10 protein-coding genes and 1 tRNA gene are annotated in these 14,509 nt (G+C 72.8%); all 11 read right to left on the bottom strand.

The window, feature by feature from the left end; translation table 11 throughout:
• Positions 1-4: 4 nt before the first annotated feature.
• Positions 5-796 (bottom strand): PIG-L deacetylase family protein, encoded by a 792-nt coding sequence (locus tag ACKUU6_RS17825; protein WP_407989563.1) that lies wholly within the window; start codon positions 794-796, stop codon positions 5-7.
• Positions 793-1,740 (bottom strand): glycosyltransferase, encoded by a 948-nt coding sequence (locus tag ACKUU6_RS17820; RefSeq protein WP_407989562.1) that lies wholly within the window; start codon positions 1,738-1,740, stop codon positions 793-795. Before ACKUU6_RS17820 ends, ACKUU6_RS17825 begins: the two co-directional genes overlap by 4 nt.
• On the bottom strand, positions 1,737-2,999 hold the full coding sequence (locus tag ACKUU6_RS17815; RefSeq protein ID WP_407989561.1) for a sugar efflux transporter: 1,263 nt from the start codon (positions 2,997-2,999) through the stop codon (positions 1,737-1,739). Before ACKUU6_RS17815 ends, ACKUU6_RS17820 begins: the two co-directional genes overlap by 4 nt.
• Positions 2,996-4,642, bottom strand: a complete 1,647-nt coding sequence (locus ACKUU6_RS17810; RefSeq protein ID WP_407989560.1) for an NAD(P)-binding domain-containing protein — start codon at positions 4,640-4,642, stop codon at positions 2,996-2,998. The genes ACKUU6_RS17815 and ACKUU6_RS17810 overlap by 4 nt, the downstream gene beginning before the upstream one ends.
• 49 nt (positions 4,643-4,691) lie before the next feature.
• The gene (locus tag ACKUU6_RS17805) at positions 4,692-5,834 is read right to left on the bottom strand and encodes a radical SAM/SPASM domain-containing protein (RefSeq protein ID WP_407989559.1); all 1,143 of its coding nucleotides are present in this window, start codon (positions 5,832-5,834) and stop codon (positions 4,692-4,694) included.
• A 254-nt stretch (positions 5,835-6,088) separates the two neighbouring features.
• Positions 6,089-6,162 (bottom strand) — tRNA-Thr (locus ACKUU6_RS17800).
• Positions 6,163-6,245: 83 nt separating this feature from the next.
• Positions 6,246-6,893 (bottom strand): leucine efflux protein LeuE, encoded by a 648-nt coding sequence (leuE, locus tag ACKUU6_RS17795; protein WP_407989558.1) that lies wholly within the window; start codon positions 6,891-6,893, stop codon positions 6,246-6,248.
• Between the two features lie 84 nt (positions 6,894-6,977).
• Positions 6,978-8,555, bottom strand: a complete 1,578-nt coding sequence (locus ACKUU6_RS17790) for an alpha/beta hydrolase (protein WP_407989557.1) — start codon at positions 8,553-8,555, stop codon at positions 6,978-6,980.
• A 137-nt stretch (positions 8,556-8,692) separates the two neighbouring features.
• Positions 8,693-9,766 (bottom strand): hypothetical protein, encoded by a 1,074-nt coding sequence (locus tag ACKUU6_RS17785; RefSeq protein ID WP_407989556.1) that lies wholly within the window; start codon positions 9,764-9,766, stop codon positions 8,693-8,695.
• Between the two features lie 221 nt (positions 9,767-9,987).
• Positions 9,988-11,196 carry a DNA polymerase III subunit delta' gene (locus ACKUU6_RS17780; RefSeq protein ID WP_407989555.1) on the bottom strand — a complete coding sequence of 403 codons (1,209 nt, stop codon included), beginning with the start codon at positions 11,194-11,196 and terminating at the stop codon, positions 9,988-9,990.
• A 142-nt stretch (positions 11,197-11,338) separates the two neighbouring features.
• Positions 11,339-14,401, bottom strand: coding sequence for a dTMP kinase (gene tmk, locus ACKUU6_RS17775; RefSeq protein WP_407989554.1), 3,063 nt, complete (start codon positions 14,399-14,401; stop codon positions 11,339-11,341).
• Positions 14,402-14,509 lie beyond the last annotated feature (108 nt).

Raw genomic sequence — 14,509 nt, 5'->3', positions numbered from 1 at the left:
GTGGCTACTCCACTTCCAGCCGGACGGCCGCCGGCTCGGTGATCCAGAACTCCTCGACGGGGGTGGTGAACACGCGCTCCTGGAACGGCTCCGGCACCACCGGCCGGGTCTGCCCCGGGGCGAACAGCTCGACCTGCGTCCGGTGTGCTCGGAACGCGGCCTGCTTGCGCGGCAGTTGCTCGCTGATGTCCACGGCGATCCGCTGCTCGGCCGACTCGACGGCGCCGGACGGCGGGTTGCGGTTGACGAAGGCGAACTCCTGCTCGGTCCGCTCGTCCCACACCACGTACCGGTAGACCATCGGGTCCAGGTCGAGCTGCGCCAGGCAGGCCAGCACCGTCTCCCCGGTCAGCCGGTGGTCGGCATTCAACTCCCGCACCTCGTGCGGGAGATACACCTCGGTCACGCCGGGGTACACCCGCAACAGGTCAAGCACCTTGCCACGGAAGGCCGTCAGGTGCTCGGCGAGTGCGGTGTCCGGGAAGTCCAGGAAGTGCACCGCGTCCTCGGGCAGCCCCAGCGTCTTCGCCGCGGCCCGCGCCTCACCCCGACGGATCAGCCGCAGCTCGGCCGGTGTCGGGTCCTGGTGGATGCCGAGCACCGCCGAGTGCGACATCGCGCCGTCCGTCGCGAACACGATCCGCACCCGCACGCCCGCGTCCACCAGCCGCGCGATCGTGCCGCCACAGGCGATCACCTCGTCGTCCGGGTGCGGCGAGAACACCAGCACCGTCCCCGCCGAACGCTCGGTGCGCAGGTGCCACTCGGTCCAACTGCCCATCACCGGCGGCGTCACCGGGCCGCCCCCTCGGTCTGGGCGGCTCCGCCGCCGCGGAACACCGTGCCGAACAGCTCGGTGACCTCGCCCTCCGCCAGGCCGCGCGACCGCAGGATGTCCTCGATCTCCTCGAAGTGGTTGTCCGGCACCAGGTGCGCCACCGGCGTGTCGAACTTCTCGGCGAAGTACCGATAGTTGGCGGCGGCCGCGGCCATGTTCCCGGAGTAGCTCTTCTCGTGCGGCACGTGCAGCGAAGCGGCGTCCCGGCGCAGGACGAACCGGGCGCCCGCCGTGTGCAGCCGGTATCCGAGATCCACGTCCTCGGCACCCCACGCCCGGTACCACTCGTCGAAGCCGCCCACCTCGCGCAGCTGCGCGGTGTTCGCCGAGACGTTGCAGGTCCACCACATCAGCCAGGGCGCCGTGAGCACGCCGAGGTCCTCGCCGTAGCGCTCGTAGTACGTCTCGCGCAGGTCCAGCCAGTGCCGTTGGGCGGCGAATTCGGCGATCGAGGCGTCCGGGTCGGCGTGGTCGATGGCCTTGGTGATCAGCTCGCCGTCCTCGTTGCCCTCGTTGAAGCAGAAGACGTAGCCGGTCACCGCCACCGGACCGTCCGCTTCCCGGTGCGCCGCCAGGTGCGCGGCCAGCGCTCCCGAGTGCAGCACGACCCCGGAGTCCACCAGGACGCACACCTCGGCCCGGGCGTCGGCTATGCCCAGGTTGCGGGCGGCGGCCACCCGGTAGCCCTGGTCCTCCTGGTAGAGGTACCGCAGGTCCAGCCGGTCCCGGTAGGACTCGGCCAGCTCCGCCGTGGTGTCGGTCGAGCCGTCGTCCACCACGATCACCTCGAAGCCGTCGCCGGCCGAGAGGCGCTGGCGTACCAGCGAGTCCAGCGTGTGCCGGAGCAGGCCGACCCGGTTGTAGGTCGGGACGATCACCGTGCAGGCGGGCGGCGTGGTCACGCGGCGCTCCCTTGGTCGATGGCGGTGGGGACGGGAGTGGCACCCGTGGGTCGGGCCAGGTACACCAGAGCTCCGGCCGCGGCGGTGAGGCCCGCGCACACCCAGAACACCTGCCCGTACCCGGTCCAGGTGGCGACCGTGCCGACGGTGAGGCCACCGAGGAACATGCCGGTCTTGAACGCGCTCGCGTACAGCGAGGAGGCGGTGCCCGCCCGGCCCGGCAGGGCGTCCTGGAGCATCACCACGGGGATGTTCATCACGATGGCGGTCCAGAAGGCGTTGGGCACCTGAAGCAGCAGCAGCGCGGTGCGGCTCTCCGCCAGCGGCAGCACGGCGAAGAACAGGGTGGCGCAGACCGTCGCCGCAAGCAGCATCCGGGCCTTGCCGATCCGCTCCGCCCAGGTGCCGACCGCGATCATCAGCGGGATCTCCAGGCAGGCGCTCAGGCCCAGCAGCAGACCCGCGAACGCCGCACTGAGGTGCAGCTCCGAGGTGACCCGCAGCGACAGGTTGATCTGGTACATCATGTTGGCGCCCAGCAGCAGCACGATCGCCGCCAGCAGCAAGGCAGTTCGCCCGCCGAGGCCCGCGAACGCACCGCGCACCCCGGAGCCCCCCTCCGACGGGAGGGCGGCCTGCGGGCGGACGATCCGCGGCAGTCCCCAGGCGCAGATCACGGCCGCCACCAGAGAGAACCCCGCCGCCGTGGCGTACAGCACGGTGAACGACCACTGCGCCACCAGCCAGAACGCCACCGGCGGGCCGACCACCCAGGCCGCCGAGGTCACCGACCGCAGGAAGCCGTTGAAGAACGGCGCGTCCACCTCCCGGTCCTCGGCCAACTCCCGCGTGAAGGCAAAGAGTTGCCCGAAGCAGGCGCCGCCGAGGCCGAAGCAGACCATGCCGGTCAGCAGCAGCACCCAGTAGTCGCGCAGCACCGAGTAGCAGAGCGCACCGGCCGCGTTGAGCAGCGCGGTCACCACCAGCAGCTTGCGCCGGTCGCTCAGCCGGTCGGAGACCACGCCCATCACCAGGTCGGTACCGATCTCACCGACCGAACGAGCGGCGAAGAACAGCCCGATCATCAGCGGGGTCGCGCCCACCGCGTCCTTCAGGAACAGGCTGACGGTCGGGACCACGAACGCACCCGCCAGCCCCACCACACCGGTCGCGCCGATCAGGCTCTGCACCGCGCCGTCGGCCAGCAGCCGCCACCGGCTCACCGGTGCAGCCGTCGCCTTGACATCCTCCACGGTCATGCCGCCGCCCTCACCCAGTCGTCCTCGCGCTGCCGGTACGGCAGCCACGGCGCCAGCTCCCGGCCCGCCGGCACTGCCGCCGCGCCAGCCAGATCGGCCACATCCACTTCGCCGGCGGCCAGCAGCCGCTCCCGGACGTCGAGCGGCAGCGCCGCCAGGATCCGGTGCCGTACCCCGGCCAGGTCCAGCCGGTGGTCCAGCGCCGCCGGCACCGGCCGCGCCCGGCCCGGGTCCAGGTCGGCCGGCTCCAGGTCGGCCGAGTCGAGGTTGGCCGAGGTCAGGCTTTCCGGGCTCTGGTTGGCCGGGCTCAGGTTGGCCGGGTCGACCTGGCTGGCGACCAGCGTCCAGTACGCCCCGAAGTCCACCGCCGGGTCCGGCAGGGTGCCGCTCAACAGGCCCAGCCGGACGGTCTCCAGCCAGCAGTCCAGGTACCGCCGGTCCTCCAGTGCCCCCAGGTGCCGCGCACACCACTCGGCCCGCTCCCGCTCGTCCGGCAGCGCGGCCTTCCCGGTGTGCACCGCGAGCACCCACCCCGCGACCGCCTCGAAGTAGGGGCACGCGGTGCCGAACGCCTCGGTGTCCACCGGGGTGTTGACCACCGCCAGGGTCGGATCGTGCCGCCAGAAGTGGTGCTCGTACAGGTCCTCGCGGCGCAGCAGCTCGCCGGGCAGCGGCTCGATGAAGGAGTAGTCCGGCATCTCGTAACCCAGGCACAGCACCACCGCGTCGTACGTTCCGCCGCTGCCGTCCGCGAACTCCACCGATCCGTCCGCGGCGAACCCGCCGAACGCGGCAACCGGATGCACCTCGCCCGCGAACACCTTCGGCACGATCCGCTCGTTCACGTGCACCGCGCCGTGGAACCCGGACTCCGGCAGCAGCCCGGTCGCCCGGTACATCGCCAGGTAGTCGGGGTCCAACTCGCCCATCCACGCCAGATATTCGGCGTATGGCAGCTCCTCGACCGCCACCCGGCCGGCGTACGAGAACAGCGCGTCGTTGTACAGGCCGCCGATGCTGCGCGGCAGGAACAGCTGCCGCCGCCGCACCGACCAGTCCACCCGCGCCGCCGTACCGGCCAGGTCGGCCGCGATGTCCGCACCGCTCACGCCGCCGCCGACCACCAGCACCCGCTGCCCCGCGTACTCCGCGGCGCCCCGGTACTGCGGCGAGGCCAACACCTTTACCGGAGCACCGGGTTCGGGCAGCCGAGCGGGCAGCCGTGGCTGCCACAGCTCGCCGTTGGCGACCATCACCGCGTCCACCCGCTCGGTCCGCTCCCGGCCGTCGGCCGTCCGGGCGGTGACCGCCCAGCCGCCGTCCGCCCGCGCCACCCGGACCACCTCGCTGCCGAACTCGACCGCGTCCAGCAGTCCGTACCGCTCGGCGTACGAGCGCAGGTAGTCCTGCACCTCGGCCTGGGTCGGGAAGTCGGCGGCGAAGGTCGGCGGATGGTCCGAGAACGGCATGCTCATCCGCGAACTCTGCATCCGCACACCGGCGTACGCACCGCCACCGGCGGGGTTCCAGATCCCGCCCAGCTCCGCGGCCTTCTCGAAGCAGATGACGTCGAGTCCGGCGGCCCTGGCCTGCCGGACACAGGTCAGGCCAGCCGCACCGGCACCGATCACGGCTGTTCGCATGGCGGCTCCAAGCTCGTCGACAACGTGCGGCCCGAGGTCGGACGCACGCTCAGATGAAGGGGTCGAAGTCGTCGCACAGCTCCGCCTCGAGACGGGTCGGCAGCAGCGCGATCTCCTGGTTGGACGGGTGCCTGGCACAGACGAACTGGCAGTCCGTGCTCGGATCGATCACCGAGGTGTCCGCCGCCGCCCACAGCTCGGCGAACGAGGACTGCTGGATGTCGCCGATCCGGCCCTTCGGGTTGCCCCGGTGGTACGGACAGACGAACACGCCGGTCGGCGTGATGGTCGTACGCAACTCGGCGGTCGCGCACCGGTGGTAGTCCTTCGGCTGGACCGCCTCGGTGTGGTGGCGCACGGCCTGCCAGTTCGAGGAGTGCAGGATGTGGAAGTCGTCGTCCTCGAGCTCGCGCAGCCGGGCGATCTGCTCCTCGACCGCCGCGACGTCCTCGGCGCGCTGGTTGACCGTGTAGTGGTCCTCGTCCAGCATCGCCTTGACCTCGAAGTAGTCGCAGCCGATCTCCTTCGCCAGCACGCCCGCCTGGTACACCTCGTGGTAGTTGGACTCGGTGACCCGGCCCTCCGCGTCGTGCCGCTGCATCAGCAGGAACGAGTAGCCCAGCCGACCCGCCTTACGGGTCGCCAACAGCCGCATGTTCTCGATGACCTGGGGGAAGACACTGCGCTTGCCCCGGGCCGGTCGGAAGGCCGCGTACGTCTCGGGCGTACCGGCGTCGATCGACACCCGAACCCAGGACAGCATCTCGGCCAACTGGTCGACGTAGCGGTGGATCTGGGTGCCGTTGGTGACCAGTCCGATCTTGATCCCGGCGCCGTGCAGCACCTCGATGATCCGGCCCACCGAGCGGTGCATCAGCGGCTCACCACCACCGATCAGGATGACCGCCAGGACCTTGGAGTCGGCCAGCTCGTGGGCGAGCTGGACGATCCGGTCCTTCTCGATCTGACCGTGGTGCAGCACCTGCGAACTGATGCACTCGGGGCAGGCCAGGTCGCACACGGTGGTCGGATCGAGGTCGACCACCAGCGGCGAGGCGAGGCGTCCGCCCCGCGCGACGTCAAGGACCGCCGGGAAGACGGAACGCTGGTAGAGCTTGCCGACGAGATCGAGGTTGCGTTCGACGAACTGAGTGCCGACTGCGTCCCCCATCTGGGTGCGCGGCTCGTCCATGAGACCTGTCTCTCCTGGTTCTGGAAATGGGAGCGCTCCCATAGAGAGCGCTTCCAACGAAGCTAGTTGACGCAGTATTGGCCCGTCAACGGAGTAGGCCGCTTAAGGCCGGAACGACCGGTGAACAGTCGGCGAGACCATGGGAGCGCTTCCACTTCTGCCGCCTGTCGGCCGCAGAACACTCGCGTGTCGCCCTGTGGGCGGGAATGGCAAAGGCCCCAGGTCACGGCGAGTGAGTCCTGGGGCCTTCACAGAGCCGCCTTCGGGATTCGAACCCGAGACCTACGCATTACGAGTGCGTTGCTCTGGCCAACTGAGCTAAGGCGGCACCGCTGCACCCGGCGAGATGATCACGCCTTCGGCAACGCGAGCCAGTCTACACGGTGCACGCAGGTGCTCCGCACCCGGCTTTCAGGCCGAGGAGACGGCCAGCTTCGCGGCGAAGCCGGCGAACAGGACGGCGACGCCGCTGGTGAGGCCGGCCGAGAGGCGCTTGCGGCGGCGGAAGGCGGTGGAGAGGGTGGTGCCCGCGAAGATCAGCAGGGAGAGGTAGAGCAGGCTGAAGGTCTGCAGGATGCCGCCGAGCAGGGAGAAGGAGAGCACCGGCTGCCCGTACGCCGGGTCGACGAACTGGGTGAAGAAGGACAGCAGGAACAGGATGGCCTTCGGGTTGAGCAGACTGATCACCAGCGCCCGCCGGAACGGCCGCTCGGTGGCGGTCGGTGCCTCCTCGGCGTCGGCGACGGTGGCGTGCCGTTCGCGCCAGAGCTGGCGGGCCGCCCGGAGCATGCCGAAGCCGATCCAGAGCAGGTAGGCCGCGCCGCCGAACTTCACCACGGCGAACACCGCCGGATTGGCCTTCAGCAGCGAGGAGGCCCCGAGGGCGGTGAGGCTTATCAGGGTGAAGTCGCCGAGGAAGACACCGGCAGCGGCCGAGTAGCCGGTGCGGATGCCCTTGCGGGCGGCGACCGAGAGCACGTAGAGCGAGTTGGGGCCGGGCAGCAGGACGATGACCAGGGCGCCTAGGACGTACGTCGCCAGGTCGTTGACTCCGAGCACGAAGCATTCCTTGGGCAGGCGGCGGGCGAGGCCGGATGAGTTGGGGCGCACATCGTACCTACCGAGCCGAAGATCGTACTTCCATTACTTCGCGCAGCGGGTCCCCGCAGCCGGGGCGTCGCCGCCGAGCAGGTAGCGGTTGACCGCGCCGTCGACGCAGGTGTTGTGGCGGCCGTACGCGGTGTGGCCGTCGCCGTCGTAGCTGAGCAGCCGGCCGGACTCCAGCTGGCCCGCCAGCGACTGGGCCCAGGCGTACGGGGTGGCCGGGTCACGCGTGGTGCCGACCACCAGGATCGGGGCCGATCCGGCGGCACGGATGGTGTGCGCGGCCCCGGTCGGCTTGACCGGCCAGTAGCCGCAGGCGAGCGCCATCCAGGCCATGTCCCGGCCGAAGTGCCTGGACGCCTGCTCGAACTCCGGCACCGCCGCCGCGGCCTCCGCCGGGGTGGCGAACGGCGCGGGCAGGTCGAGGCAGTTGACCGCCATGTTGGCGTACATCAGGTTGGGGTAGCTGCCGTCCGCATCCCGTTCGTAGTACTGGTCGGAGAGCTTGAGCAGCGCCGTGCCGTCGCCCGCCTTGGCCGTGGTCAGCGCGGTGCGCAGCTGCGGCCAGAGGAACTCGGCGTACATCGCGTGGATCACGCCGGTGGTGGCCTGCGCCTCCGTCAGTTTCCGGCTCGACTCGGTGGGCAGTGCGGTGCCGTCGATCCGCTGGAAGAGGGCGTCGAGCTGCTGGCCGATCTGCTGCTCGTCCCGGCCCAGCGGGCAGTCCTCGCGCTTGGCGCAGTCCTTGGCGAAAGCGGTCCAGGCGACGTCGAAGCCGCCGGCCTGGGTCTTGTTGCCGGCCCGGGAGTCCAGGGACGGGTCCATCGCGCCGTCCAGCACCATCCGCCCGACCCGGGACGGGAACAGGCCCGCGTAGGTGGCGCCGAGGAAGGTGCCGTACGACTTGCCCAGATAGCTGAGCTTCTGGTCGCCGAGCAGGGCCCGCAACACGTCCAGGTCGCGGGCCGACTCGACGGTGCTGACATGGCCGAGGAAGGCGCCGGAGCGCTCCCGGCAGCCGGCCGCGAACTCCTGGTCCGCCGCCACCAGGGCGTCGATCTCCGACTGGTCGTCAGGGGTGATGTCGACGGCGGTGTAGGCGTCCATCCGGTCGCCGCTGAGGCAGGTCACCGGCGAACTCCGGCCGACCCCGCGCGGGTCGAGGCCGACCAGGTCGTACGCGCCTCTGACCTCCGGGTCGTACCCCTTCGCGACGCCCTCGACGTACTCCACGGCCGACCCGCCGGGGCCGCCCGGGTTGAGCAGCAGCGAACCGAGCCGGGCCTTGCCGCCGGTGGCCCGCTTGCGGGCCGCAGTCAGCACCAGGTCCCCGCCGGCCGGGGCCGCGTAGTCCAGCGGCACCTTGAAGGTGGTGCACTCGAACTCACCGTCGCAGGACTTCCAGGCGAGCTGCTGCGCGTAGTACGAGGCGAGCGTGGGCGGGATCTCGGCGGACAGCGGCTCCAGCGGGGTGACGCCGGCCGCCGTGGCGTGGTCCGCAGACGGTGCGGAGGAGACGGTCTGACCGGGCGTCGAACCGCCGGAGGTACAGGCCCCGAGCAACAGCGCGGCGGCCAGGACGGCGGGCACGAGGCGGGACGGCCGGACAGCTCGCATGGGTGCTTCTCTCTGCGCTCGCTCGATACCAGGTGGCATCGAGCGTAGCGGTCCCGGCCCCGACACAGCCGCTGCGGTCCGGTCACACCAAGCCCCTGCGGCCCCGGCCCGCCCATCCCGCCCGGGTCGGGCCACGCTCACCCCGTCCGGGTCAGGCTCTCCGCCAGGTACTGCGCCGCGACCCGGACCAGCCGCACCCGCTCCCGGTCCGGCGCGAAGTCCTGCACCACGTCGGAGATCCGGACGTTCGCCTTGGCGGCCCGGCCCCGGCCGTCGTGCAGGGCGGCCTGCAGCTTGCGGGCCGCGTCCAGCCCGGCCGTGTCGCTCTTCGCGGCAGCCAGCAGCAACTTGGCGGCGGTGCCCTCGGGGGCCTCGGCACCGGTGCCCGCCAGGGCGGTGGCGTCGTACCGGCCGGAGACGGCGGCGGCCGCCCCGTACAGGTCCGGCCTGGCCAGCCCGGCGGCAGCCGCGCAGGCCGCCCCGCCGTCGATGCCCAGCACGCCCCAACTGCCGGGCCCGGCAGGGAGGGTACGGAACGCGGCGGCCACCGCCGTCCGCAGCGCCTGGTCATCGGCGATCGCCTGCGGGGCGGCGGCGACCAGCTCGCAGGGGTGCTCGGTGCCGGTCGGCGCCTCGGGTGCGACCACCACGAACGGTCGGGCCCGGCCCAGCTTCACGGCCGAGGCGATGCCCTCGAAGACGTCGGGAACCTCGGCGTCGGCGGTCCTCCGGGCGGTGCCCCCGTGCATGACCACCACCGGGAACCTGGCCTGCTGGTCGGTCCGGTACTTCTCCGGCAGCCAGACCCGCACGGTGCGCGGCCGACCGTCGGGACCGGCCACCGCACCCTCCATGAGCTCGCCCCCGGCGGGCTTGCCGATCAGCTCGAACCGGGTGACCACCGGCGGCTGTTCCGGCACCACTGCGGCCGAAGGCATCGGCGGGGCCGCCGGGCGCTCCGCCGCCACGACGGCGGCGCGGGCCGGATCGGCGCTCCGGCCGTCCAGCGCGACCGCCACGGTGAGCGCGGTCACGCACATGCCGCACAGTACCGCGCCCCCCGCGCGGAGCAGCAACGGGCGCTGCTCGGCGACCAGTTCGTACGTCTGCGCGGACTTCAGGTCGCGCCAGCGGACCAGCGCGGCCCGGGTCAGCCAGAGCCCGACGGCCAGGGCCAGCACCAGCGGGACGACGAGGAGCGGACGGGGCATGGGCGCACCACCTCGGGGAACCGAACACGGACGGCCCGGCCCTCGGGGCCGCGGCGTACTCGGTCCACAGCGTGCGGGACGGAGCGGCGGACAGCCGCGCGGCTCCCGGAGGGGGTGCCGGATTCACTCGAAGGAAGGAGGTGACGCACCGTCAGGCAGCTCCGCGCGGCTCAGCCCACCGCACGACTCAGCCCACCGCACGACTCCGCCCGCCGCGCGGCTCAGCCCGCTCGGAGCGCCACCGTCATCGCCTCGACCGCCAGCAGCGGGTCGACGTTCCGGTCCAGCGCGCGGCGGCAGGCCAGCACCGCTTCGATCCGGCGCAGCGTGTTCTCCGCCGTGCTCTGCCCGGCGACCCGGCCGAGCGCCTGCCGCTGGTCCTCGTTGGCCAGCGCACCGCCCGCGCCGAACTGCAGCGCCAGCACGTCCCGGTAGAAACCGAGCAGGTCGAGCAGCGCGACGCCGAGCGTCTCGCGCCGCGTCCGGGTGGCCCGGCTCTTCTGCCGCTTCTCCAGGTCCTTGACCGCACCGGCCATCCCACGCGGCGCCCGGCTGCCCTCGGTCGCGCCGTACGCGGCCCGCAGATCGCCGGTCTCCTTGGCGTCCTGGGTCTCGGCGAGCGCCTCGGCATCGGCCTTCGCGGTGTCCACCAGCCGCTGGGCGGCGGCCAGGCAGCCCCCGATGTCGGCCACCTCCAGGGGGATCCGTAGCACGTCCAGCCGCCGGGCCCTGGCCTGGTCGTCCACGGCCAGCCGCCGGGCCCGGTCCACGTCGCCCTGCCCGGCCAGCGCGGCCAGCCGGGCGGTCTCCGGCTCCACCCCGTCCCGGCGCACAAGCATGTCCGCCACCGCCTCGGCGGCGGGCGTCCGGAGCACCAGCAGCCGGCATCGCGAACGGATGGTGGGCAGCACGTCCTGCACCGACGGGGCGCAGAGCAGCCAGACCGTACGCGGGGACGGCTCCTCCACACCCTTGAGCAGCGCGTTGGCCGCAGCCTCGGTCAGCCGGTGCGCGGCGTCCACCAGGATCACCGACCAGCGGCCGCCGGTCGGATAGCTGGCGGCGCGCATCACCAGCTCGCGCATGTCGGCCACCGCGATCGACAGCCCGTCGGTCCGGACGTACTTCACGTCGGCATGGCTGCCCGCGAGCACCGTGTGACAGCCGTCGCAGAAGCCGCAGCCGGGCACGCCGCCGAGGTCGAGATCGGGACTGGTGCACTGGAGTGCGGCGGCGAACGCCCGGGCGGCGGTGATCTGCCCCGCTCCAGGGGGACCGGTGAACAGCCAGGCGTGCGTCATCAGCGAAGCGTTACCCGCCGGAGCACCGGCCGTCCGCCCGGCCAGCACGGTCGCGCGGGCCGCCCGCGCGGCCGCCGTCAGCTGCTCGACCACCCGATCCTGGCCGACCAGGTCGTCCCACACACTCACGCCGCACTCCTACCGCTCGTCCCCGCCCGAGCCTAACCCCGCCGACGGACACCCTTCGCAGGGCACCCGACCACCGGCGACGAGCCGTGACCGGCGGGTCAGGAAGCGAAAGGGGCCCGTCCGCAGACGGGCCCCTTTCCAGCTACCGGCGCTTGCGCGGCTTCTCGTCCGGCCCCGGCTCGTCCGACTGCCACTGCGCCCACTCCTCGCGGGAGCCCAGCAGGGTGTCCGTCAGACTCGGGAGGTCGTCCATCGGCGTCTCCTCCGCCCAGGAGGGACGGGGTCGCGGCTCGACCACCGGCATCTCCCGGGTGCTCTCGACCGGGCTCTCAGGCGGCACCTCGCGGAACAGCCCAGGCGGCACCCGGTCCTCCGCGGCGTCGACCTTCGGCAGCACCGCCGTCTCGTCGACCACCGGCACCTTCGGCAGCACCGCCGTCTCGTCGGCGGCCGGCGCCTTCGGCAGCACCGCCGTCTCGTCCACCGGCGCCGGCTTCCGGATCTCCCGGGTGCTCTCGTCAGGCGCGACCTGCGGCAGCTCCACCGTCGTCGTGTTCTCCCCGCCTGCTGCCGCAGCCGCAGCCGCTGCGGCCACCCGCGCCGCCTCCGCCCGCTGCAACGCCTCCTCCGCCCGGCGCCGCTGCTCGGCCCGCTGCAGCTCGCGCTGCCGCTGGAGCTCCTCCTGCGCCGCCGCCTCGGCGGCCAGCCGCTCGCGCTCGGCCAGCTCGGCCTTGAGCCGCTCCGCCTCCTCGGCCGCCCGGACGGCCTCCTGCTCCGCCCGGCGCGCCGCCTCGGCCTCGGCCAGCACCCGGGCCTCCTCCGCCGCCTTGGCAGCCGCCTCGGCCGCGACCCGCTCGGCCTCCTCGCGGGCCAGCCTGTCCTTCTCGGCCTGCTCGGCGCGGAGCTGCTCCAGCAGTTCGAGCCGCTTCCGCTCGGCCTCCTCGGCCTCCGCCTTCAGCCGGGCCGCTTCGGCGGCACGCCGGGCGGCCTCCTCGCGGGCCAGCCGGTCCTGCTCGATCTGCGCGGCCTTCTCCTGCCCGGAGAGCGGCAGCTCGCGGTCGAGCCGGTGCCGGACCGCGGTGGTGACGGCGGCGGCGGTCTGGCTGCCGTCCACCACCAGGTAGCGCGCGGGGTCGGCCGCGGCCAGCGCGAGGAACCCGGCGCGCACCCGGGCGTGGAACTCGGTCGGCTCGGACTCCAGCCGGTCGAGCGCCTCGGTGAAGCGCTCACGCGCCGCCTCCGGCGCGACATCCAGCACCACGGTCAGGTCGGGTACGAGTCCACCGGTCGCCCAGCGCGAGATCCGGGCCACCTCGGTGGCGGCCAGGTCGCGGCCCGCGCCCTGGTACGCGATCGAGGAGTCCATGTACCGGTCGGTGATCACCACCGCGCCGCGCTCCAGCGCGGGACGGATCACGTTCTCGACGTGCTCGGCCCGGTCGGCGGCGTAGATCAGGGCCTCGGCGCGGTGCGAGAGCCCGGTGTTGCCGACGTCCAGCACCAGCGCGCGCAGCCGCTGCCCGATCGGGCTGCCGCCGGGCTCGCGGGTGACCACGACCTCGTGGCCCTTGCTGCGGATCCACTCGGCCAGCGCGGTCGCCTGGGTGGACTTGCCCGCGCCGTCGCCGCCCTCCAGGGCGATGAAGAAGCCAGTGCCGCTGACCCGGTGCGGCGCCACGGTGGCGGTGCCCCGGATCGAACGGATCAGCTCCCGGCCGAACGGGACGTCGCCCCGCTGGTCGTCGGTCTTCAGCAGCACCACGGCGGCCAGCACCAGGGTGAGCAGCCCGGCCGTACCCATCGCGAGCGCGGCACCGTCGTGGATGAAGGTGAAGCTACCCGTCGTGGCCTCGCCGAACGAGACCTCGCCGTACCCGGCGGCGAGCAGCGGCATCAGCACCAGCGCGGCGCCGACCACCACCCGCAGCACCGCGTTCAGGTGCTCGGTGACCTTGGCCAGCCGGAGCTCCTCGACCTCCTGGGCCAGCAGCGTCCGGCCGGTGCCGATCACCACGCCGGCGGCCAGACCGGCCAGGGTGACGAGCAGCAGTACCAGGACGAAGTCCAGCACCAGCCCGGCCAGGATCAGCGCCACACCCTCGGTGATCAGGGCGAGGGCCAGCAGTCGGCGGCGGGACAGCGAGGGCAGCAGCGGACGGGTGATCCGGACCCCGATCGCGGGGGCGCCGGTGGCCGCGAGCACCACCAGGCCGAAGCCGATCGGTCCGGCCCGGTGGTCGACGGCGGTCAGCAGGCCGAGGACGGCGACTCCGGCCATCGCCGCGTGGGCGGCGGCGACCGAGAAGGTGAAGAACGGGGCCGAGCCGGTCCGGCCCTTGCTCAGCGCCGGGCCGGGGGTGGCGTCGGTCGGGGCGCGCAGGCCCTGCAGCGGGGAGCGCGGCGCGGCGAAGGCGCCGGTCGGCAGCTCCTGAAGGAAGGTCAGCACCGCCGAGGCGGTGAGCAACAGGGCCGCGCCGACACCGGCGGTGGTGAACTGATGCGCCCTCAGCCAGTCCGAACCGAGCGCCGCGAAGACGTTGTTGAGCAGGGTCAGCCCGACCAGCAGCGCCCCGGCCAGCGGCACGGTGGCCCATCCGGTGCGCTGGTCGATGGTCCGCACGGTCTCCAGACCGGCGGCGGACGGCCGCTGCTCGGACTGCGGGGCGTACGGATCGGCGGCGGGCAGCAGGCCGGGTGCGGCCGCGTCCTTGGCCACCGACCAGATCCGCTCGGCCGCACCGGTCAGGAAGGCGGTGCCGAGCAGCACCCAGGTCGCCGAACCGGTCGACCAGCTGAGCCACCAGGGCGCCAGACCGATCAGAACCGCGCGGAAGGCGTCGGCACCGAGCATCGTCCAGCGCCGGTCCAGTCGCCCGCCGAACAGACTGTGCACCGGACCGAGCAGCGCCGCACCGAAGACCAGGGTGGCCAGCAGCCGGGCCGCCAGCACGGCGGCGACCGCCAGCGCCTGGCCCCGGTAACCGTGCCCGAACTGGCCGCCGACCAGCGCCGCGACCCAGGTCAGCCCGATCAGCACCAGCAGTCCGAGCCGGTCCCCCGCGCCACCGACCAGCTGGGTGATCCAGAGCCGCCGGTACGGGCGCAGCCGCAGCAGCGCCCTGGCCCGCTCGCCGGGTGTCCCGGCGGGACGCACCTCGATCAGGTCTGGGACGCTCGGCTGGGGTGGCTGCTCCTCGCTCGTCATACCGTCAGCGTAGCGGTCGGCGCCCACTGCCAAAGGGGGGAAGGCCCTCCGGATACCCGGTCATGACTGGGTTGTGACACACCGACGCAGAGCTAAGCGGTCCACCCG

Source organism: Kitasatospora sp. CMC57 (assembly GCF_045866025.2).
Lineage (GTDB): Bacteria > Actinomycetota > Actinomycetes > Streptomycetales > Streptomycetaceae > Kitasatospora.
Note: the sequence above shows the minus strand (reverse complement) of the source record. Positions and strands in the feature narration are given on the sequence as shown.

Bases quoted from the DNA above. Each gene is read 5' to 3' on its own strand.
- ACKUU6_RS17785 (WP_407989556.1), bottom strand. From the start codon at position 9,766: ATGCCCCGTCCGCTCCTCGTCGTCCCGCTGGTGCTGGCCCTGGCCGTC.
- tmk (WP_407989554.1), bottom strand. From the start codon at position 14,401: ATGACGAGCGAGGAGCAGCCACCCCAGCCGAGCGTCCCAGACCTGATC.
- ACKUU6_RS17810 (WP_407989560.1), bottom strand. From the start codon at position 4,642: ATGCGAACAGCCGTGATCGGTGCCGGTGCGGCTGGCCTGACCTGTGTC.
- ACKUU6_RS17790 (WP_407989557.1), bottom strand. From the start codon at position 8,555: ATGCGAGCTGTCCGGCCGTCCCGCCTCGTGCCCGCCGTCCTGGCCGCC.
- ACKUU6_RS17805 (WP_407989559.1), bottom strand. From the start codon at position 5,834: ATGGACGAGCCGCGCACCCAGATGGGGGACGCAGTCGGCACTCAGTTC.
- ACKUU6_RS17815 (WP_407989561.1), bottom strand. From the start codon at position 2,999: ATGACCGTGGAGGATGTCAAGGCGACGGCTGCACCGGTGAGCCGGTGG.